Source organism: Pseudomonas sp. 5P_5.1_Bac1 (assembly GCF_025466015.1).
In the GTDB taxonomy this organism is placed as follows: domain Bacteria; phylum Pseudomonadota; class Gammaproteobacteria; order Pseudomonadales; family Pseudomonadaceae; genus Aquipseudomonas.
The window spans coordinates 89,305-109,098 of sequence record NZ_JANLNX010000037.1; the positions used below are offsets into that span (position 1 = coordinate 89,305).

The following is a 19,794-nucleotide window of genomic DNA, read 5'->3' on the forward strand; positions in this document are numbered from 1 at the left end:
TTGGGCCCCGAAGAAGGACGGCGGTCTTTATAACTTGACGCCCCCAGGCAATCAAATTACGTTATGCGTAATCAAATTACGAATAACAATAACGCAGAAGCGCCGCCATCGCTGCCTACGGCAGGCCGGGGTGGTCAACCTGCCACAACCGGCCCGGACACGGCCTGGAGGCTCGATGAACCTCGATTCCACTTCCGCCCTCGCTTACCAGAGCGGCTTCGGCAACGAATTCGCCAGCGAGGCACTGCCCGGCGCCCTGCCGGTCGGCCAGAACTCCCCGCAGAAAGCGCCTTACGGTCTGTACGCCGAATTGCTGTCGGGCACCGCGTTCACCATGACCCGCCACGAACAACGCCGCACCTGGCTGTACCGCATCCGTCCTTCGGCGCTGCACCCGGCGTTCGTGCGTCTGGAGCGGCAACTGGCTGGCGGTTCGCTGGGTGCGATCACGCCCAACCGCCTGCGCTGGAGCCCGCTGGAGATGCCGGCCGAGCCCACCGATTTCATCGACGGCTGGGTCACCATGGCGGCCAACTCGGCGGCGGAAAAACCAGCCGGCATCAGCATTCATTGCTACCGCGCCAACCGCTCCATGGAACGCGTGTTCTTCAATGCCGACGGTGAATTGCTGTTGGTGCCGCAACAGGGCCGCCTGGGCCTGTTCACCGAATTGGGCCGGCTGGAAGTGGGGCCGCTGGAAATCGCGGTGATCCCGCGCGGGATGAAATTCCGTGTCGAGCTGCTGGACGGTGAAGCCCGCGGCTACATCGCCGAAAACCACGGCGCGCCGCTGCGCATCCCGGACCTCGGCCCGATCGGCAGCAACGGCCTGGCCAACCCGCGCGACTTCCTCGCCCCGGTGGCGCACTACGAGGAGCAGACCGGCCCGGTGCAACTGGTGCAGAAATTCCTCGGCGAACTGTGGGGCTGCGAGTTGCAGCACTCGCCGCTGGATGTGGTCGCCTGGCACGGCAACAACGTGCCGTACAAATACGACCTGCGCCTGTTCAACACCATCGGCACCGTCAGCTACGACCATCCCGATCCGTCGATCTTCACCGTGCTCACCTCGCCGACCAGCGTGCCGGGGATGGCCAACCTCGACTTCGTGATCTTCCCGCCACGCTGGATGGTCGCCGAGAAAACCTTCCGTCCACCGTGGTTCCACCGCAACCTGATGAACGAGTTCATGGGCCTGATCCAAGGCGAGTACGACGCCAAGGCCGAAGGCTTCCTGCCCGGCGGCGCCTCGCTGCACGCCTGCATGAGCGCCCATGGCCCGGACGCCGAGACCTGCGCCAAGGCCATCGCCGTGGATCTGGCGCCGAACAAGATCGATAACACCATGGCCTTCATGTTCGAGACCAGCCAGGTGCTGCGTCCGAGCCGCCATGCGCTGGACTGCCCGCAGTTGCAGAACGACTACGATAGTTGCTGGGCCACGCTGCCGAGCACCTTCACCCCGAACCGGAGATAAGCATGAATCAGACCGCCATTGCCCGCAGTTGGGTCGAACACGCCAACGGGCATAGCGACTTCCCGCTGCAGAACCTGCCGCTGGGGATCTTCAGCCGCGCCGGTGGGGAACGCCGTTCGGGTGTCGCCATCGGTGATGCCATTCTCGACCTGGACGCCGTACTGGCTGCCGGCCTGTTCGACGGCGAAGCCCGCGCGGCTGTCGAAGCCACTCGCGGCGGCGCGCTCAACGCCTTCTTCGCCCTGGGTCGCGGCGCCCGTGTCGCCCTGCGCCAGCGCCTGCTGGAACTGCTGGCGCAAGACAGCCCGCACCAGGCTGCGCTGAAGGCCGCGCTGTACCCGGCCAGCGAGTGCGAACTGCACCTGCCGGCGCGGATTGGCGACTACACCGACTTCTACGTCGGCATCGAGCACGCCAAGAACGTCGGCAAGCTGTTCCGCCCCGACAACCCGCTGCTGCCCAACTACAAATACGTGCCGATCGGTTATCACGGTCGCGCCTCGACCATCCGTCCGTCCGGCACCGACGTGCGCCGTCCGAAGGGCCAGACCCTGCCGGCCGGGCAGACCGAGCCGAGCTTCGGCCCGTGCGCGCGACTGGACTACGAGCTGGAAATCGGCATCTGGATCGGCCAGGGCAATGACCTGGGCGACGCCATCCCGGTGGCCGAGGCCGCCGAGCACATCGCCGGTTTCTGCCTGCTCAACGACTGGTCGGCGCGGGATATCCAAGCGTGGGAATACCAGCCGCTGGGTCCGTTCCTGTCCAAGAGCTTCATTTCCACCGTTTCTCCCTGGGTCGTTACCGCCGAGGCATTGGAGCCGTTCCGTTGCGCCCAGCCGGCGCGTCCGGAAGGCGATCCGCAGCCGCTGTCGTACCTGCTGGACAAGCGCGATCAGGCCGGTGGCGCTTTCGATATTGAACTGGAAGTGCTGCTGCTCACCGAGCGCATGCGCGAGCAGAACCTGCCCGCCCATCGCCTGACCCTGAGCAACACCCTGAGCATGTACTGGACCGTGGCGCAGATGGTTGCGCACCACAGCGTCAACGGTTGCCAGTTGCAGCCGGGCGACCTGTTCGGCTCCGGCACCTTGTCTGGCGCCAAGCCCGGCCAGTTCGGCAGCCTGCTGGAGATCACCGAGGGCGGCAAACTGCCGGTGGAACTGGCGAGCGGCGAAGTGCGCAAGTTCCTCGAAGACGGCGACGAAATCATCCTGCGCGCCCGCGCCAGGCGCGACGGCGTGGCCAGCATCGGCTTCGGCGAATGCCGCGGCAAAGTTGTCGCGGCGCACTGAGAGGGCAGGGGCATGGAACTCTTCACCTACTACCGTTCCACCTCGTCGTATCGGGTGCGCATTGCGTTGGCGCTCAAGCACCTGGAGTTTCAGTCGCTGCCGGTCAACCTGCTCAAGGGTGAACAGCGCGAAGAACACTTCCTCGCGCTCAACCCCCAGGGCCGGGTGCCGGCACTGAAAGCCGATTCCGGTGAAGTGCTGGTGCAGTCGCCGGCGATCATCGAGTACCTGGAAGAGGTTTATCCACAGCCCGCGCTACTGCCGCAGGACCCGGTGCAACGCGCCCGGGCCCGGGGCGTGGCGGCGTTGATCGGCTGCGATATCCATCCGCTGCACAACGTCAGCGTGCTGAACCAGTTGCGTCAACTGGGGCAGGACGACGCGGCGGTGAACCAGTGGATTGCCCACTGGATCAGCCAAGGGCTGGCGGCGGTGGAGCAGTTGATTGGCGACAGCGGTTTCTGCTTCGGCGATGAGCCGGGGTTGGCGGATGTGTACCTGATTCCGCAGGTGTATGCGGCCAAGCGCTTCAATATCGATCTGGGCGGCTATCCGCGGATCTTGCGGGTGGTGGAGTTGGCGGAGGAGCATCCGGCGTTCGTGATTGCGCATCCTTCGCGGCAGCCGGATACGCCGGCGGCGGGGTGAATACAAGGGTCTCATCGCTGGCTTGCCAGCGATGAGACCCTAATGAACTGACCTCTTCCCCGGCGGCAACTGCGCCAACCGCTCCGTCAGCCGCAACCGCTGGATCGGATCATCGGTCAGCAGCAACGCATGCTCCAGGTCGAAGCGCTCGGCGTGGGGGCAATCCAGATGCTGATAGAGCGTCGCCCGCGCCAGGTAATCACTGGCCAGCGGCGGCCCAAGATCCAGTACCCGTTCGGCATCCTTCAACGCCGCCAGATCGTTGTCATGGGTTGCATGCAACTGCCGCAAATTACGCGATAGGCGCTGAAGCATCTGCCGCGCACTGGCGACCTGCAGATGTTCCGCACTCAACGGCACCTGCGGACCGAACTGGCGTCCAAGCAACTCGCGGCAATCGGCCGGGTACAATCGCCGCCCGCCGCACGGATCAAGCAGATGATCCGCCCCCGGCACCCGCAGCAGAAAATGCCCCGGAAAATTCACTCCTTCCAGCGGAATCGACAACCCGCGCGCCAACTCCAGGGTCAACAGCGCCAGCGTCAACGGCTGGCCGCGACGGCGTAGCAGCAACTGATCGAGCATCCCGGCCTGGGGCCGCAGCGGATGATATTCGTCTTCCTGGAAACCCAGTGCGCAGAGCTTGCGCAGCAGGGGCTGGGCCAGCTCTGCCAGCGGTAGCATCGGCAGGCTGTTGCTCACCTCATGCTGCAGCGCCAGCACGGCGTTCATCACCTGTGCCGGCTGCACCTGGTCGTCATGCTCGGCGGCAATCCACAGCCCGGCCTCGAACAAGGCCGGGGGCGTGCGTTCCAGACAGTCCAGGCAAGCTTGGCGTGGGTTCATGGTGGTCTCCGCTGAGAGCTTCTGTTTTAGCCCTGGCGTATCGTTTCGTCCAGTGCTCCGGCAGGGTTCGGGGCGACGCCTATACTTGTTTCAGCACTTAACGAGGGCCCGCAGATGTTCGCTCTCATGCAAAGCACGCGCACCCAGTCATTGCACCTGTGTATCGACCCGACCACCGGCCTCAAGGCGGTGATCGCGATCCACAACGAGCGGCTGGGCCCCGCGCTGGGCGGTTGTCGCTACCTGGCTTACCCGGATGACGACAGCGCCATGACCGACGCCATTCGTCTGGCCCAGGGCATGACCTACAAGGCGGCGCTGGCCGGCTTGTCGCTGGGCGGCGGCAAAGCGGTGATCATCCGCAATCCCCATGTGGAAAACCGCGCGGCACTGTTCGAGGCGTTCGGGCGTTTCATCGAATCGCTGGAAGGCCGCTACATCACCGCGACCGACAGCGGCACCTCGACCCTGGACATGGACTGCATCGCCCAGACCACCCGCCACGTCACCAGCACCACCCGCGCCGGCGATCCTTCCCCGCATTCCGCCATGGGCGTGTTCGCCGGCATCCGCGCCACGTCGATGGCGCGGCTGGGCAGCGACAACCTGGAAGGTTTGCGGGTGGCGGTTCAGGGCTTGGGCAATGTCGGCTATGCGCTGGCCGAGCAACTGCATGCGGCGGGAGCGGAATTGCTGGTCAGCGATCACGATCGGGGACGGGTGCAACTGGCGATGGAGCAGTTCAATGCGCAGCCAGTGGCGCCTGAAGCGCTGGTCGGCACGCCGTGCGATATCTTCGCCCCGTGCGGGCTGGGTTCGGTGCTGACCGCACAGAGCGTGATGCAACTGCGCTGCGCGGCGGTGGCGGGCTCGGCGAACAACCAGTTGACCAGCCTGCAGGTGGCCGACCAACTGGAAAACCGCGGCATTCTCTATGCCCCGGACTACGTCATCAACTCCGGCGGGCTGATCTACGTGGCCCTGACCCATCAAGGCCATGATCCCGTCGCCATCACCGCGCACCTGTCGCGGATTCCCACCCGGCTGACCGAGGTATTCGCCCACGCCCAGGCGGAAAAACGCTCGCCGGCGCGGGTCGCCGAGCAACTGGCCGAACGCCTGGTGTACGGCGGCTGAGGCTTATTCCGCTGGCGCGTCGAGCAGTTCGGACAGGGCGTCCGGCTGGCTCTTGAACGCCTTGGCGAACACATCGCGGTTTTTCGCCATGTAGATACCGGCTTCTTCGAGCTGCTGTTCGCTCAGCGACGGCACGGCCTTTTTCAACACCTCGGCCAACAACTCGGCCAGTTCCAGCATCTTGTCGTGACGATCTGCTTCGGCTTTATCCATGAACAAGCGCTCCAGGTCGCGGCTGCTGCGGTACACCACTTCGACGGCCATTCATCACCTCACATGCCTTTCGATAATTGAAGATTGCGAATACTGGGTTTTTATACAGTAATCCAGCAATGCTGGATAGTGGCATTTTTATAGCTCAGATTTTGCAGTTGATGCGGAACAGGCGTGTCTTGCGGCAATTGGTCGCCTTCTCAAACGGGGCCCCTGGCCTTTTTACTGCATGCAGGCAAAGCGTCATGTGCTTGTCGCATCCTCCGTCGAAGTCGTACCAAGGAATCCGCATCGTGAACATCAAATGGGCTGACAAACTGCGCAAGGGCCTGCATGGCGCCGCCGACTCGCTGGGCAATCTGTGCGTCGAGTCGTTCCACTACCTGGCCCTGTTCGGCATCGGCGGCATCACCGCCTGGGCCGCGGTAATGACTTTCATCGACATGCTCGGCAAGGGCGGGGTCAGCGTCGACGATATCCTCCTGCTGTTCATCTACCTCGAGCTTGGCGCGATGGTGGGGATTTACTTCAAGACCAACCACATGCCGATCCGCTTCCTGCTCTATGTGGCGATCACCGCGCTGACCCGCCTGCTGATCGGCGATGTTTCCCACCACAAGGCGCCGGATGTCGGGCTGCTGTACCTGTGCGGCGGGATCCTGCTGCTGTCGTTCTCGATCCTGGTGGTGCGCTATGCCTCGTCGCGCTATCCGTCGAGCCGGGTGATCGATGCCAATGGCAAGGAGATCGAGGAAGGGCGTTGATGGCTTTCTAAGTCGCTTATAACCAAACGATCTGCAAGATTTTTCCGCCTCACTCCACAAGCGGAGGTCAGCCAATGATCCAGGACCTCCGCAATGCCCCATTACCTCGACGACGCCCAGCGCGAAGATGTGCTGCGCCTGCAAGCCAGTTTTCTCGGCCGCAGCGAGTGGCCGACCTGGCTGTTGCTGGTCGGCGTCTATGCCGGCTGGTTCGCGCTGTTGTTGGGCAGTCCGGTCCTTGGCGTGTGGCCGACGACCGTGTTGCTGGTGCCGCTGCTGGTGCTCTGGCTGTCGCTGCAACATGAGCTGTTGCACGGTCATCCGACGCGCTTCCTCTGGCTGAACAAGCTGATCGGCTACGCGCCGTTCGCGGTTTGGTATCCGTACACCCTGTACCGCGACAGCCACCTGCTGCACCACCGCGACGAAGACCTCACTTTGCCGGGCCGCGACCCGGAAAGCCGCTACCTCAGCCGTCAGCACTGGCAACGCGCGCCGCGCCTGGCGCGGGCCTTGCGCTGGCTGGACAAGACCGTGCCGGGGCGGGTGCTCAGTGGTGCGCCGCAAGCGCTGTTCGGTTTGGCGCGGGAGGAATTCGCCCGGCTGGCGAAGGGCGATCGGCAGGCGTGGCTGATGTGGCTGACCCACGGCGCCGTCACCCTGCTGATGTTCACCTTCATCGCCCAATACAGCGCGCTGTCGGTGGCGCACTACGTGTTTTTTGTCAGCGTGCCGGCGTTGTCGCTGGCGATGGTGCGTTCGTTTTATGAGCACCGTCCCGCCGAACGGCCGGAGCAGCGCACCGTGCTCAACGAGGCCGGCTGGCCCTGGAGCTGGCTGTTCCTGCACCTGAACCTGCATTTGGTGCATCACGATCTTCCGGGCTTGCAGTGGTATTTCCTGCCGCAGGTCTACCGCCGGCGCCGCGAGCAGTGGCTGGCGCGCAGCGGCGGCTTCCTGGTGCACGGCTATGGCGAGTTGTGGCGCCGCAATGCTTTCAGTCCTGTCGACAGCCCTGAACATCCCCACGCCTGAACCGGAGTCCGCCCATGTCCCAGGGTTTTGCCGAATTGTTGATGTACGTGGCGCCGCCGCGGGTTTGCGCCGCCAGCGAGGCGTGGTTGCAGCGCACGCTGGCGCTGCTCGGGGCCAGCCGCCTCGATGCGGGCGGGCTGGACCTGCCGGGCCTGTGGCTGTCGCCGCATTTGCTCTTCACCCAAACCTGCGGCTATCCGTTGATGACCCTGCTGCGCGGCAAGGTGCAGGTGATTGGCCGGCCCGTCTACGAACTGCCCTACAGCGGCGGTGGCGACCATTGCAGCCTGCTGGTGGCCCGGGTGGACGACCCGCGCCGCGAGCTGGCGGCGTTTTTCGACAGCCACGGCCTGATCAACAGCCCCGACTCCAATTCCGGCATGAATCTGCTGCGCCATCGCCTCGCGCCACTGCAACGCGAGGGCCGCTTCTTTTCGGCCATCAGCTACACCGGCGGCCATCGCGACAGCCTGCACGCCTTGCGCGAGCGGCGCGGCGATCTGGCGGCCATCGACAGCGTGACCTGGGGTTATCTCGCCCGTGACCACAGCGAAGAAGTCGCCGGGCTGCGCATCATCGACATCAGCGCGCCAAGCCCGACCCTGCCGTTCATCGGCCCCGCGCACCTCGACGAGCACGCTGCGGCGCTTATCCGCGACGCGCTGAATCAGGCGCTGCAGGACTTGCCGGAAGTCGCCGCGATCCTCGCGATCAGTCGCGTGCTACCGGCGAGCGAGGCGGATTACCAGGTGCTGCTGGATTACCGCGACGAGGCCGCCAAGCGGGGCTTGGCGCGGATTCACCCCGAAGACGTGTAATTCCATTAGCGAATATAAGAATGCTTTTTAAATATTTTTAAAGAATAAGACCTCCCACTAGCATGGCGTCACCGGACCACCGGACATTTCAAGCAATCCTCCTTCTGGAGCCTTTCATGTCCGGTATCGAAAACTCTCACAGCGATTACGTGGGCGGCCTGTTCCGCAGTCATTACCAGTGGCTGTGCCTGCGGTTGCGCCGGCATCTGGGCGACAGCGGCGCGGAAGACATCGCCGCCGACACCTTCGTGCAGTTGCTCAGCGCGCCCGGTGTGGAACCGATCCGCCAGCCGCGGGCGCTGCTCACCACCATCGCCCAGCGCCTGATGTACCAGCTCTGGCGCCGCCGCGACCTGGAGCGGGCCTACCTCGAGGCCCTGCACTTCGACGACGAGGCGCAGGCGCCGTCGCCGGAAGAACTGACGCAAATGATCGAGGCGCTGCAGATCATCGACAGCCTGCTCGACGGCCTGCCGGCCAAGGTCAAGGCGACCTTCCTGCTGTCCCAGGTCAACGGCCTGACGTACCCGGAAATCGCCGCGCAACTGGGCATCTCGCAACGCTCGGTGAGCGACTACATGGCCAAGGCCATCCACCGTTGTCTCAAGGCCAGCCTGGAGTGATATGAGCGCTGAACAGGACCACCTGATCGAACAGGCCACCCGCTGGATCGTGCTGCTGCGCTCGGGGCATGCCAGCGATGCGGAACGTCTGGCGTTCCAGGCCTGGCGCGCCCGCGACCCGCGTCATGAAGAACTGTGCCTGCGCCTGGAACGCACCCTCGGGGTGTTCCAGGTGCCGGTCGCCCAGGGGGTTGATGGCAACGTGCTGCAACGCGCGCTGAATGCGCCGTCGAGCCGACGCAAGGTGCTGCAACGGGCGTTGCTCGGCGCCGGGTTGATGATCGGCGGCGGCCTGACCCTCAGCTCCGGGCTGCCGTCGCTGGACAGCCTGAGCGCGGACATCTCGACCGGCATCGGCCAGCGCCAGACCGTGCAACTGGACGACGGCAGCGAACTGGTGCTCAACGCGCAAAGCGCGGCGGACGTGCGCTTCGACGAGCAGCGCCGGCTGCTCAAGTGGCGCGGCGGCGAGGGCCTGGTGCGGGTGGTCAACGACCGCCGCCCGTTCATCGTCCAGACCGACGCCGGCGACCTGTTCGCCAGCGCGGCCCAGGTGCTGGTGCGCGAGCGCGGCGCGCAATGCCGGGTTGGCGCGCTGGATGCGCCGGTGCAGATCGTCACCCGCGGAGGTGATCGCCTGCAACTCCAGGCCGGGCAGGAAGTCAGCTTTGACCGCTACCGCTTCGGCGTCGTCCAGGCCGTGCGCAACGGCGACAGCGCCTGGGTCAACGGCCTGCTGGAAGTGCGTGACAGCCCGCTCAGCGACGTGATCGAAGCGCTACGGCCTTACCGTCATGGCGTCCTGCGCCTCGACCCGGCGATCGCCGGGCTGCGGGTCAGCGGCCTTTATCGGCTCGACCAGAGCGATGTGGTGCTGGAAGCCCTGAGCCGAACCTTGCCGATTCGCGTGACTCGGCGCAGTGACTATTGGGTGACACTGGTTCCGGCATAAATGTGGTCGCTGCCATGTGCTAGCCGACCTATCTTAAGCACCCGGTTCTAAGCCCATAACCAATCGATCTGCAAGATTTCCCCTGCCTGCGCCACACCTTTCACGTAAGCGCTGCCGAGGGAGCAGCGTCGTTTGATTCCGTGGGGGGAATCGTTGTGCGCAAGAGCAAACACAAGATCCAACGCAACACGACATCCGCAACCGGTGCCATCGCGTTCAGCCTGCTGCTGAGCGGCATGGCGTTCGCCGACGAGGCGCGGCAGAACTGGCATATCAATCCCGGCCCGCTCGACGAGGTGTTGCTGAGCATCAGCCGGCAGAGCGGCCAGGTGATCTCCTTTACGCCGGAACTGGGCCGTTATTCTTCGGCGCGGGTCGACGGCAACCTCTCCGCCGAGCAGGCGATCAGTGCCGCGCTGCGTGGCACCGGACTGGAGCTGGAAGTCAGCCCGACCGGCGCGTTCATCATCAAGGACAACGGCACCGAACCCGCGGCGACCACCGCCGCCAGCGCCAGCACGGTGGCGCGCAATCAGACTTCCGCGGCCAGCGTGCCGACCCTGGACCGGGTGGTTGCCCTCGGCACCCGCCGCAGCGACGCCACCGCGTTGACCAGCGCCGCACCGGTGGATGTGATCAACAGCGAAGAGTTGGTGCAGACCGGCGCGACCACTCTGAACCAGGCGCTGTTCCAGTTGCTGCCGTCGTTCAACTTCCCGCAGAACCAGAGCGCCACCCGTGGCCAGAACCCCAAGGGCGCTTCGTTGCGCGGGCTGGCGCCGGACCAGACGCTGGTGCTGGTCAACGGCAAGCGCCGACATGCCTCGGCGGTGGTGAACATTTCCAGCGGCGTGCCGTTCATTGGCGCCCAGCCGGTGGACCTGGACATGATCCCGATCAGCGCTATCGACCACGTCGAAGTGCTGCGCGACGGCGCCTCGGCGCAGTACGGTTCCGACGCGGTGGCCGGGGTGGTCAATATCGTGCTCAAGGAGCGCGACACAGGTGGGCAGATCAACACTCAGGTCGGCCAGTACGGCCAGGGCGACGGTTTCAACAAGAGCGCTGATGGCTGGTACGGCATCGGCCTGCCGGGCGATGGTTTCCTGACCCTGAGCTTCAACGGCGTCAACAGCAAACCCACCGATATCGGTGACAGATACGTCGCCGACGGCAAGCTGCAGGACCCGCGCTGGGGCGGTGCCGGTCGCGACAAATACAACCTCGCGGCGAACGCCGAGGTCGGTCTGAACGATCAATGGCGGCTGTACAGCTTCGCCACCTTCGGCCAGGACAAATCGATCAACAACACGCCGCCGTTGCTGGCGTCCAACCCCAACAACGTCGCGTCGATCTACCCCAACGGGACCATCCCGAAGTACCGCTTCCGCTACGAAGATTCCTCGCTGACGGTGGGTTCGCGCTTTGAAGACGAGGTCATCGGTCGCCTCGATATCAGCGCCACCTATGGCCGCGACAAGCACGACGAACTGGCCTTCGACACGGTCAACCCGAGCTACGGCGCCAGCAGCCCGACCAAGTTCGACGTTGCCACCCTGATCAACGAACAGACCAACGTCGGCATCGACTACACCAAGGACCTGCCGGTGGCCTGGTCGGACAACCCGCTGACGGTGTCCGCCGGCGTCGCCTACCGCCACGAGGAGTACACCCTGGAGGCGGGCGACTACGACTCCTATTCCTACGGCGGCATCGACGGTGTGCAGGTCGGCGCGGTGCAGGCTTCCGGGCTGACACCGGATGATGCGGGCGTCTACAAGCGTGATGTCGGCGGCGTGTACTTCGGCCTGGAAAACCAGCTCACCGAGAAATTCCAGGTGGGTATCGCCGGGCGTACCGAGCACTACTCGGACTTCGGTTCGGCCACCACCGGCAAGCTTTCGGCGCGTTACGAACTGACCCCGCAAGTGGGCCTGCGCGCCACGGTCAACAGCGCCTACCGCGCGCCGACCCTGGGCCAGATCGGCACGTCCTGGACCACCACCACCAACGTCGATGTCAACGGCAACCCGGTGCTGACCCGCATGCTGCCGGTGGACCACCCGGCCGCCCAGGCGCTGGGCGCCGAGGCATTGAAACCGGAGAAATCCACCAACTACTCGCTGGGCGTGGTGTTCCGGCCGAGCGAGCAGGCTTCGCTGACCATCGACGCCTACCAGATCACCATCCGCGACCGCCTGCTCTACAGCGGCGGCATCTCCGGGCCGGATGCCGAGCGCATCCTCGCCGCCGCCGGCTACGGCCAGTACAGCTGGGCGCAGTTCATGACCAACGCGGCCAACACCCGGACCCGCGGTGTCGACATCGTCGGCAAGTACAACCTCGACCTCAAGCAGTTCGGCAGCCTGGCGCTGTCGGCCGGCTTCACCAAGGCGCGGACCACCATCGAGTCGGTCAATGCCAGCCCTTACGGCTTCGACATCCTGACTCGCGAGGCCCGTGGCTTCCTTGAACACGGTTACCCGGAAAGCAAGCTGGTGCTCGGCGCGGTGCATCGCTACGGCCCGTGGACGGTGAGCCTGTCCGAGACCCGCTACGGCGAGTACCGCAAATACGCGGCCTCGGCGACCAACGCCCAGTACGACCAGACCTTCTCGGCGCAGTGGAACACCGACCTGGACGTGAACTACGCGTTCACCAGGCAACTGAAACTCTCGGTGGGCGCCAACAACCTGTTCAACAGCAAACCGGACGACTTCAACCTCCGCCTGCGCCAGACGCCGGGGCAGCAGTACAGCTACCTCGCGCCGTCGGCGCCGGAGGGGGCGTTCTATTACACCAAGCTCACTTACGACTTCTGATCTGAGGCAGCGCTGCAGCCTTCGCGAGCAAGCTCGCGCCTACAGGGGACGACCGTGTAGGCGCGAGCTTGCTCGCGAAGGGCCGCAGCGCGGTCCCTCCGTGCACCGAGGCACACCATGAAACCACTGAAAACCCTCCTGGCCGGCTCGCTGCTGACCCTGTCCCTGCTCACCCACGCCGCAGACAAACCGCAACCCATCCACTTTGGCGACATCACCTGGGAAAGCGGCAGCCTGATCACCGAGATCCTCCGCACCCTGGTGGAAAAGGGCTACGGCTACACCACCGACACTCTGCCGGGCAGCACCGTCAGCCTTGAAGCGGCGCTGGCGAAAAACGATATCCAGGTCATCGGCGAGGAATGGGCCGGGCGCAGTCCGGCCTGGGTCAGGGCCGAAGCCGAAGGCAAGGTGTTCGGCCTCGGCGACACGGTCAAGGGCGCCACCGAAGGCTGGTGGGTGCCGGAATTCGTCATCAAGGGCGACCCCGAGCGCGGCCTTGCGCCACTGGCACCGGAGCTGAAATCGGTGGCCGACCTGCCGCGCTACGCCCATGTCTTCAAAGACCCGGAGTCCCCCGACAAGGGCCGCTTCCTCAACAGCCCCACCGGCTGGACCTCAGAAATCGTCAACAGCCAGAAACTCAAGGCCTATGGGCTCACCGACAGCTACGTCAACTTCCGCACCGGCTCCGGCGCGGCGCTGGATGCCGAGGTCGGCGCGTCGATCCGGCGTGGCAAGCCGGTGCTGTTCTACTACTGGTCGCCGACGCCGCTGCTGGGCCGCTACAAGTTGGTGAAGCTGGAAGAACCGCCGTTCGACGCCGAGGCCTGGAAGACCCTGTCCGACGCCAACAACCCCAACCCGCGTGGCACCCGCTCGATGCCGGCGCGCCTGGCGATCGGCGTGTCCGCACCGTTCCGCACGCAGTACCCGGAGCTGGTGGCGTTCTTCGAGAAAGTCGATTTGCCCATCGATCTGCTCAACCAGACCCTCGGCCAGATGGCGGAAAAGCGTCTGCAACCCAAGGCCGTGGCCCAGGCCTTCTTGCGCGACCACCCCGACGTGTGGCGTGCCTGGCTGCCGGCGGATGTGGCGGCGAAGGTGAGCGGGAGCCTGTGATTGCATGAGCACACGACCGATCTACATCGATTTTCTCAACGGCCTCGACGTGGCCGAACTGAGCCTGAACAACGATGAAATCCTCGCCGCCGTCGAAGCCGGCCTCGCCTTGCAGGGTCAGGGGCAGGCGGTGATCGAGCCGCGCACGCACCTGATTCCGGGTGGCGCCATCAATGGTCATTTCAACGTGCTGCGCGGCGTGCTCGGCGGTGATATCGGCCGCGCCGGGGTCAAGGTGGTCGGCGATTTCGTCGACAACTACCAACAGGGCCTGCCCTCGGAACTGGCCATCCTCAATCTGCTAGACCCGGCCACCGGCGTGCCCCAGGCGATTCTCGACGCTTCGGCCATCACCGACATGCGCACCGGCGCGCTGACCGCCATCGGCGCCCGGCACCTGGCCAATCCGCGCAGCAAGGTGCTCGCGCACATCGGCGCACGCGGCACCGCGTACTGGAATGTGCGGCTGCTGGATCACCTGTTCGACTTCGACGAAATCCGCGTGCACTCGCGCCGGGTCGAGAGCCGCGAAGCCTTCGCCGAGCGCCTGCGCCGCGACCTGGGCAAGCCGGTGATCGTCACCGAAGACTGGGAAAGCGCCGTGCGCGGCGCCGACATCGTGGTCGAAGCCTCGCGCCTGCAACGGCCCGAACCGCTGCTGCGCACGGAGTGGATCAAGCCCGGCGCCTTTGTCGTGCCCTACGGCACCATGAGCGCGGTGGAACTGTCGCTGACCGACATCATGGACAAGCTGGTGGTGGACGACTGGGGCCAGTGCAAGGGCGGCCAGTTCGGATCGCTGCGGGCCCATGTCGAGGCCGGCAAGCTCAGCGAGCAGACCTTGCATGCCGAGCTCGGGCAGATCGTCGCCGGGCTGAAACCCGGTCGCGAGCACCCGCAGGAAACCATCCTGTTCTGGCACCGCGGCCTGAGCCTGAGCGATATCGCCCTCGGCCATGCGCTGCTGGAAAAGGCCCGTCGGCTGGGTATCGGCCAGCGGCTGCGCTTTGCATGAGCGCGCTGGAACTGGGGGTTGATGGCCTCGCGTTATCTCAGTTGCTGGCGCTGGTGGACGATGACGTCCCGCTGCAACTGAGCAGCTCGGCGCGTGGCCGCATCGAGGCCGGGCATCGCCTGTTGCGTGAGCTGATCGCTGCCGGTGAGCCGATCTACGGCGTGACCACCGGGCTCGGCGCGGCGGTGGATCAGGCCCAGGCGCCGGACGATGTGGCGTTCCAGCAACGCATCGCCGCAGGTCGGGCGGTGGGTGTCGGGCGCCTGGCCCAGCGGCGCGAGGTGCGGGCGATCATCTGCGCCCGTCTGGCCGGGTTGGTCCAGGGCCGTTCCGGCATTTCCCTGGCCAGCGCCGAGCGCCTGCTTGATCTGCTCAACCATGGCATCCATCCCGAAGTGCCTTTGCTCGGTTCCCTGGGCGAAAGTGATCTGGCGCCATTGGCCCATCTGACCCTGGCGTTGCAGGGGCAGGGCTGGGTCGAACACCGCGGAGAGCGACTGACGGCGGATGAGGCCCTGCGCCGGGCTGGGCTCAGTCCGATCGTGCCGCGGGACAAGGACGGTCTAGCGCTGGTCTCGGCCAATGCGGCGAGCATCGGCCTTGGCGCCTTATTGGTGATCGAGGCGGAGCGTGTGCTGGAACGGCAACTGGCGGCGCTGGCGTTGTCTTGCGAAGGCTACCGCGCCAGCCTCGCGCCGTTTCAGCCCCGGGCCGCTGGTCTGCGTCCGGCGCCTGGGCAGGTCGAGGCGGCGGCCGATTTGCTCGGATTGCTGGCGGGCAGCGACTTGAACGACCCGTCGCACGCACGGCGCTTGCAGGACCCGTTGAGTTTCCGCTGTTCGACCATCGTCCTCGGCGCCGCCCGGCACGCCTGGGCGTATGCCCGCGAAGTGCTGGAAATCGAGCTGGCCAGCGGCGCGGACAATCCGGCGCTGGTGGACGAAACCCGGCAGGTGCTGGTGACCGCCAACTTCGACAGCACGCACCTGGCCTTGGCCTTCGAAGGGCTGGGACTGGCGTTAAGCCGGGTGGCGGTGGCGAGTGCCGAGCGCATGGCCAAGCTGTTGTCGCCGTCGTCCAGTGAACTGCCGCGTTCGCTCAGCCCGCGTCCGGGGCGCGTCGGGCTGGCGGCGTTGCAGCGCACGGCGGCGGCATTGGTGGCGGAGATCAGCCATCTGGCCAACCCGATTCCGGCCATCAGCGTGCCGGTGGCTGACCGCGTGGAGGATTATGCCGGGCAGGCGCTGGCGGTAATCGAAAAGACCCGCGCGCTGCTGCAACGGCTGGAATGGCTGACCCGCATCGAAGCGGTGATTGCGGCGCAGGCGGTGGACCTGCGCGGCGAGATTCGTTTGGCCGAAGGCGTGCGCCGGGTGTACGAACAGGTCCGCTGTCGGGTGCCGTTCGTCGATGAAGACCGGGCGGTGGAGGTGGCAGGCGACGAATGGTGGTCGCCCGATTAATGCCGGGTGGCGCTGGTGCCCCAGCGACTGTCACGTCGTCCGTGACGTGCACCTTCTTCGGTCATGGCCGCGAGGATGTCCATGGCGCTGTGGCCCTGCTCGATGGCGATGCCGAAACGTACGCTGTCGATCAGTCGATCCAGGCGCTGCGGGTCGTTGCGCTGGGCCGGGCTGATCAGGCGTTTGGCGACCACTCCGCCGGTTTCGTTGGACAGCGTCAGCATGATGCTGCCGTCCAGCCGCTCGATACTCAGGTTGACCCGGTACTGCGCCGAAAAGGCGGCGCTGATCTGCTGAAAGGGATTGTGCATGGTGCTCACCTGACAAATGACGTGCATCGATTGACTGGCCTCAAGGCGGGTAGTTCAGATCAGGTTGCAAGGGGCGGGCCGGACGGTGGGGTGCCGGTGCATAAAAAAAAGCCCCGGGCCGCAAGGCCAGGGGCTTTCTCTACCGTCCGCGTTACCGCGCGATTATCAGCTCAGGCGAGCCTGTTCGTTTTCCAGGAATTCTTCCTGCAGCAGCCCATCGGCATCATTGGCACTGCTTTCCTGCTGGGTGACTGCGCGTTTGCTGCGCTGCTTGCCGTAATGGTGTTCCAGCGCGTGGTTCAATTTGTCTGCGGCGCCCGCGACAGCCTTCTCCAGCGATTCGGCTTTGTGGGACACGGAAATCGGTTGATGGCCTTTTGGGCGTGCCTCCATCTGGCAGCGTTTGTCATGCGGGCCGGGCTTGTCGCCGTTTTCATCGCGCATGTGGACTTCAATTCGGGTGAGGTCCTCTTCGTAACGTTCGAGCGTGCTTTCCACCGTGCTGCGAACCCACTCGTTCAGCCGGATATTGCCTTGAATATGGTTGTCGCTGTAGACCTGGATTTGCATGGTTCCAATCCTTATTCAGCTAGCTCGCAAGAGACTGACCAGGAGCTTTGCGCTCTGTGGGAATCATTGCCTCTTGACTACAAGGTCAGGCACTTGGACGAACATTTCAACCCCCTAAAAAATAAAAATATTTTGTTTCAAGTGGGTCGGGGAATAGGGTTAGGATCCGGTAGATAAGTTGCATGAGGGCATTTCACTCTTGCCCAGGAAGGGCCGCAACGCGGCCCCCAGGGGCTTCAGAACGCCACGGACGTTTGCAGGTAAACCGTGCGCGGCTCACCCACATACTTGCCCTTGTTGTTGTCGTCGAACGAGCGCGTGAAGTACTCACGATTGAAGATGTTCTTCACGCCCACCGCCACGTTCAGGTTCGACAGTTGCGGACCGAAGTCGTACGCCGCGCGGCTGCTGAACAGCATGTAGCCGGGGATGCGTCCGGTGCTGCCGTCGGCGCTTTCTGCCGTGGTGTTGGCGTTGTCGGCAAACTGGCTGCTCTGCCAGGTGCTGTCCAGGTTCAGCTTCCACGCACCTTCGCTGTAACCCACGCCCAACGTGCCCTTGTGCCGCGACGAGAACGGCACGCGGTTGCCCTTGTTGGCGCCGTCTTCGCGGATGGTGGCGTCGACGAACGCATAGCTGGCGTACACATCGAAACCGGCCAGCGCCGGGGTCAGCCCGTCGAGCGCATATTTCACGCTGGTTTCCAGACCCTGGTGACGGGTTTCGCCGCGGGCGATGACGCTGTCGTTGGTCTGGTTGCTCTCGTACTGATTGTCGAAGTTGATGAGGAACAGGCCGGCTTCTGCCTGCAAGTTGCCGTTATCGTAGCGCGTGCCGACTTCCCAGGTGCGCGCCTTCTCCGGCTTCACTTCACCCTGGTTCACGCGGTTCGGCATCTGGCTGTACTGCACGCTGCCGAACGAGCCTTCGGTGTTGGCGTAGAGGTTCCAGCTTTCACTCAGGTGATACATCACGTTCAGCGCTGGCAGGGCGGTGTTGTAGCTACCCTGGTAGTCCTTGCCGGTGAGGTTGTTGTTCTGCCGCGAATCGATCATCTCGTAGCGGATGCCCGGGGTGATGGTCCACTGGCCGATGTCGATGCGGTCATCGAGGAACAGCGCATGGGCTTCGGTGGCGCCGCGGGTGTCGCGGTCGTTGAGGCTGGCAGTGGACGGCAGGCGATTGGCGCTCACCGCTTCCATGAAGCGCAGTTCGTGGCCGGCCTCGTTGACGTAGCGGTAGCCGAGGCCGACTTCGTGGTGGCTGTCACCGAGTGCGAAGCCTTGGGTGAAGCGGGTCTCGATGCCGCGCACCCAGTACTCGCGCGGCGACAGCGAGATCGAGTTGCCCTGGCGCAGGTAGCCGCTGCGCAGGGTCTTGGTGAAGAAGCTGTTGACGCTGAACTGGCGCTCGCCTTCCTTGTAGTCGTAGCCGGCGTTGAACATGGTGCGACGGCCCCAGAACTCGTCCTGCAGGCGGGTCGACTGGTACGGATCGGCGTCGTACGCGGCCGTGCTCAGGCCGCCTGGCATCTGCGCCTCGCCCTCGTAGTACTGGGCCATGGCGTGCAGGCTGTTGGCGTCGTCGATCTGGAATTTGCCTTTGAGGATCAGGTCGTCGATCTGCGTGTCGCTGTGCTCGCGCCAGTCGCCGCCACGGGTGCCGGAGTAGAGCAGGGCGCCGCCGAGGCCGTTGTCGGCGGTGCCGCCGGCGAGCAGGTTGGCGCTGCTCTTGAAGCCGTCGTGGCTGGACGACGGGCTGGTCTGGGTCTGCAGGCCGGCCTTGACGGTCGGTTCGTCCGGGATCGCCCGGGTCACGAAGTTGACGATGCCGCCGACGTTCTGCGGCCCGTAGCGCACCGCGCCGCCGCCGCGCACCACATCCACCGCGTCCATGTTGCCCATGCTGATCGGGGCGAAGGACAGTTGCGGCTGGCCATACGGAGCGAAGGGCACCGGAATGCCGTCCATCAGCACCGTGGAGCGCGAGGCCAGGCGCGGGTTGAGGCCGCGGATGCCGAAGTTCAGTGCCATGTCGTGGCTGCCGGTGCCGTTGTTTTCCGGCGCGTTGACCCCCGGGATACGGTTGAGCACTTCCCGCGCGCTGCTGGCGCCGGTGCGTTCGAATTCTTCGCGGCGGATCACGTCACGGGCACCGGCGTGCTCGAAGACGTTGTCCTGCGCCGCGTCGCCGAGCCAGTCGCCCACCACGCTGGAAGCGCCCAGCTCGACCGGCGCACTGGCGGCGCTGCTCGCCGGTTGCAGGCTGAAGGCGTTGTCGCCCTCGGCGCGGGCGTACAGGCCGGTGCCGTGGAGCAGCGCGGCGAGGGCTTGCTCTGCCGTGAAGTTGCCGCTCAGGCCTTGGCTTTGCAGGCCCTGGGTGACTTCCGAACCGAAGGAAATCAGCACGCCGCTTTCCCGGCCGAACTGGTTCAGGGCGTTTTCCAGCGGCATCGGCGCGATCTGGTAAGTGCGCGCCGGGGTATCGGCGGCCTGGGTCGGGGCGATGGCGCTGAAGGTCAGCAGCAGGGCGAGAGCAAGCGGGCTTGGGCGCAAGGGCATTTTGGGATCCTTGAGAAGTCAGGAGCGGAAGGGTTCTGTCTTCTCTGTCACGCGAGGTGGGAAAAACGGCTCACGGGTTTTGAAAATAATTCACAGCGCAGTGGATTGGTGGTTTGAAAACC

General features: G+C 65.0%; 18 protein-coding genes. 13 read left to right on the top strand and 5 right to left on the bottom strand.

Annotated elements, in window-relative coordinates; genetic code table 11:
* Positions 1-175: 175 nt before the first annotated feature.
* Genes hmgA through maiA form a run of 3 tightly spaced genes read left to right on the top strand, consistent with a single transcriptional unit; the run spans position 176 to position 3,420 of the window.
* A complete protein-coding gene (gene hmgA / locus NTD82_RS06585) occupies positions 176-1,477 on the top strand; it encodes a homogentisate 1,2-dioxygenase (RefSeq protein WP_095154469.1) in 1,302 nt (433 codons plus the stop codon).
* 2 nt (positions 1,478-1,479) lie between these two features.
* Positions 1,480-2,772 (top strand): fumarylacetoacetase, encoded by a 1,293-nt coding sequence (gene fahA / locus NTD82_RS06590; protein ID WP_262128138.1) that lies wholly within the window; start codon positions 1,480-1,482, stop codon positions 2,770-2,772.
* A 12-nt stretch (positions 2,773-2,784) separates the two neighbouring features.
* Complete coding sequence (gene maiA / locus NTD82_RS06595) at positions 2,785-3,420, top strand: maleylacetoacetate isomerase (protein WP_262128139.1); 636 nt, start codon at positions 2,785-2,787, stop codon at positions 3,418-3,420.
* A 39-nt stretch (positions 3,421-3,459) separates the two neighbouring features.
* Here the strand turns inward: maiA and NTD82_RS06600 are convergent, their stop codons facing one another.
* Positions 3,460-4,266 carry a SirB1 family protein gene (locus NTD82_RS06600; protein ID WP_262128140.1) on the bottom strand — a complete coding sequence of 269 codons (807 nt, stop codon included), beginning with the start codon at positions 4,264-4,266 and terminating at the stop codon, positions 3,460-3,462.
* Between the two features lie 114 nt (positions 4,267-4,380).
* On the opposite strand from NTD82_RS06600, the gene NTD82_RS06605 reads away from it, so the two are divergent.
* Positions 4,381-5,403: a Leu/Phe/Val dehydrogenase gene (locus NTD82_RS06605; RefSeq protein WP_262128141.1), complete on the top strand. Its 1,023-nt coding sequence runs from the start codon at positions 4,381-4,383 to the stop codon at positions 5,401-5,403.
* Positions 5,404-5,406: 3 nt separating this feature from the next.
* On the opposite strand, the gene NTD82_RS06610 is transcribed toward NTD82_RS06605, so the two are convergent.
* Positions 5,407-5,667, bottom strand: coding sequence for a YebG family protein (locus NTD82_RS06610; protein ID WP_262128142.1), 261 nt, complete (start codon positions 5,665-5,667; stop codon positions 5,407-5,409).
* 242 nt (positions 5,668-5,909) lie between these two features.
* Between NTD82_RS06610 and NTD82_RS06615 the strand changes: the two genes are divergently transcribed.
* The 9 genes from NTD82_RS06615 to hutH all read left to right on the top strand — a co-directional run bounded on the left by NTD82_RS06615 (position 5,910) and on the right by hutH (position 16,230).
* The gene (locus tag NTD82_RS06615) at positions 5,910-6,380 is read left to right on the top strand and encodes a phosphate-starvation-inducible protein PsiE (RefSeq protein ID WP_095154483.1); all 471 of its coding nucleotides are present in this window, start codon (positions 5,910-5,912) and stop codon (positions 6,378-6,380) included.
* 93 nt (positions 6,381-6,473) lie between these two features.
* A complete protein-coding gene (locus NTD82_RS06620) occupies positions 6,474-7,415 on the top strand; it encodes a fatty acid desaturase (protein WP_262128143.1) in 942 nt (313 codons plus the stop codon).
* Between the two features lie 14 nt (positions 7,416-7,429).
* On the top strand, positions 7,430-8,233 hold the full coding sequence (locus tag NTD82_RS06625) for a phosphate/phosphite/phosphonate ABC transporter substrate-binding protein (protein WP_262128144.1): 804 nt from the start codon (positions 7,430-7,432) through the stop codon (positions 8,231-8,233).
* Between the two features lie 116 nt (positions 8,234-8,349).
* Positions 8,350-8,856, top strand: a complete 507-nt coding sequence (locus NTD82_RS06630) for a sigma-70 family RNA polymerase sigma factor (RefSeq protein ID WP_262128145.1) — start codon at positions 8,350-8,352, stop codon at positions 8,854-8,856.
* 1 nt (position 8,857) lies between these two features.
* The gene (locus tag NTD82_RS06635; RefSeq protein ID WP_095154491.1) at positions 8,858-9,808 is read left to right on the top strand and encodes a DUF4880 domain-containing protein; all 951 of its coding nucleotides are present in this window, start codon (positions 8,858-8,860) and stop codon (positions 9,806-9,808) included.
* A gap of 236 nt (positions 9,809-10,044) precedes the next feature.
* Positions 10,045-12,630, top strand: coding sequence for a TonB-dependent receptor (locus NTD82_RS06640; protein ID WP_262128293.1), 2,586 nt, complete (start codon positions 10,045-10,047; stop codon positions 12,628-12,630).
* A 117-nt stretch (positions 12,631-12,747) separates the two neighbouring features.
* The gene (locus NTD82_RS06645; RefSeq protein WP_262128146.1) at positions 12,748-13,752 is read left to right on the top strand and encodes an ABC transporter substrate-binding protein; all 1,005 of its coding nucleotides are present in this window, start codon (positions 12,748-12,750) and stop codon (positions 13,750-13,752) included.
* 4 nt (positions 13,753-13,756) lie between these two features.
* A complete protein-coding gene (locus NTD82_RS06650; protein WP_262128147.1) occupies positions 13,757-14,767 on the top strand; it encodes an ornithine cyclodeaminase family protein in 1,011 nt (336 codons plus the stop codon).
* Positions 14,764-16,230, top strand: a complete 1,467-nt coding sequence (gene hutH / locus NTD82_RS06655) for a histidine ammonia-lyase (RefSeq protein WP_262128148.1) — start codon at positions 14,764-14,766, stop codon at positions 16,228-16,230. Before NTD82_RS06650 ends, hutH begins: the two co-directional genes overlap by 4 nt.
* On the opposite strand, the gene NTD82_RS06660 is transcribed toward hutH, so the two are convergent.
* The 3 genes from NTD82_RS06660 to fecA all read right to left on the bottom strand — a co-directional run bounded on the left by NTD82_RS06660 (position 16,227) and on the right by fecA (position 19,672).
* Positions 16,227-16,541 (bottom strand): DUF3509 domain-containing protein, encoded by a 315-nt coding sequence (locus NTD82_RS06660; protein ID WP_262128149.1) that lies wholly within the window; start codon positions 16,539-16,541, stop codon positions 16,227-16,229. The two genes, hutH and NTD82_RS06660, sit on opposite strands and share 4 nt — an antisense overlap.
* Positions 16,542-16,706: 165 nt before the next feature.
* Positions 16,707-17,111, bottom strand: a complete 405-nt coding sequence (locus NTD82_RS06665; RefSeq protein ID WP_095154499.1) for an HPF/RaiA family ribosome-associated protein — start codon at positions 17,109-17,111, stop codon at positions 16,707-16,709.
* 236 nt (positions 17,112-17,347) lie between these two features.
* Complete coding sequence (fecA, locus tag NTD82_RS06670) at positions 17,348-19,672, bottom strand: TonB-dependent Fe(3+) dicitrate receptor FecA (protein ID WP_262128150.1); 2,325 nt, start codon at positions 19,670-19,672, stop codon at positions 17,348-17,350.
* Between the last annotated feature and the right edge of the window lie 122 nt (positions 19,673-19,794).

Coding starts and splice junctions, on each gene's coding strand:
- NTD82_RS06625 (WP_262128144.1), top strand. CDS start 7,430: ATGTCCCAGGGTTTTGCCGAATTGTTGATGTACGTGGCGCCGCCGCGG.
- NTD82_RS06640 (WP_262128293.1), top strand. CDS start 10,045: ATGGCGTTCGCCGACGAGGCGCGGCAGAACTGGCATATCAATCCCGGC.
- hmgA (WP_095154469.1), top strand. CDS start 176: ATGAACCTCGATTCCACTTCCGCCCTCGCTTACCAGAGCGGCTTCGGC.
- NTD82_RS06650 (WP_262128147.1), top strand. CDS start 13,757: ATGAGCACACGACCGATCTACATCGATTTTCTCAACGGCCTCGACGTG.
- NTD82_RS06635 (WP_095154491.1), top strand. CDS start 8,858: ATGAGCGCTGAACAGGACCACCTGATCGAACAGGCCACCCGCTGGATC.
- maiA (WP_262128139.1), top strand. CDS start 2,785: ATGGAACTCTTCACCTACTACCGTTCCACCTCGTCGTATCGGGTGCGC.
- fecA (WP_262128150.1), bottom strand. CDS start 19,672: ATGCCCTTGCGCCCAAGCCCGCTTGCTCTCGCCCTGCTGCTGACCTTC.
- NTD82_RS06605 (WP_262128141.1), top strand. CDS start 4,381: ATGTTCGCTCTCATGCAAAGCACGCGCACCCAGTCATTGCACCTGTGT.
- NTD82_RS06600 (WP_262128140.1), bottom strand. CDS start 4,266: ATGAACCCACGCCAAGCTTGCCTGGACTGTCTGGAACGCACGCCCCCG.
- NTD82_RS06645 (WP_262128146.1), top strand. CDS start 12,748: ATGAAACCACTGAAAACCCTCCTGGCCGGCTCGCTGCTGACCCTGTCC.
- NTD82_RS06630 (WP_262128145.1), top strand. CDS start 8,350: ATGTCCGGTATCGAAAACTCTCACAGCGATTACGTGGGCGGCCTGTTC.
- NTD82_RS06660 (WP_262128149.1), bottom strand. CDS start 16,541: ATGCACAATCCCTTTCAGCAGATCAGCGCCGCCTTTTCGGCGCAGTAC.
- NTD82_RS06665 (WP_095154499.1), bottom strand. CDS start 17,111: ATGCAAATCCAGGTCTACAGCGACAACCATATTCAAGGCAATATCCGG.
- NTD82_RS06620 (WP_262128143.1), top strand. CDS start 6,474: ATGCCCCATTACCTCGACGACGCCCAGCGCGAAGATGTGCTGCGCCTG.
- hutH (WP_262128148.1), top strand. CDS start 14,764: ATGAGCGCGCTGGAACTGGGGGTTGATGGCCTCGCGTTATCTCAGTTG.
- fahA (WP_262128138.1), top strand. CDS start 1,480: ATGAATCAGACCGCCATTGCCCGCAGTTGGGTCGAACACGCCAACGGG.
- NTD82_RS06610 (WP_262128142.1), bottom strand. CDS start 5,667: ATGGCCGTCGAAGTGGTGTACCGCAGCAGCCGCGACCTGGAGCGCTTG.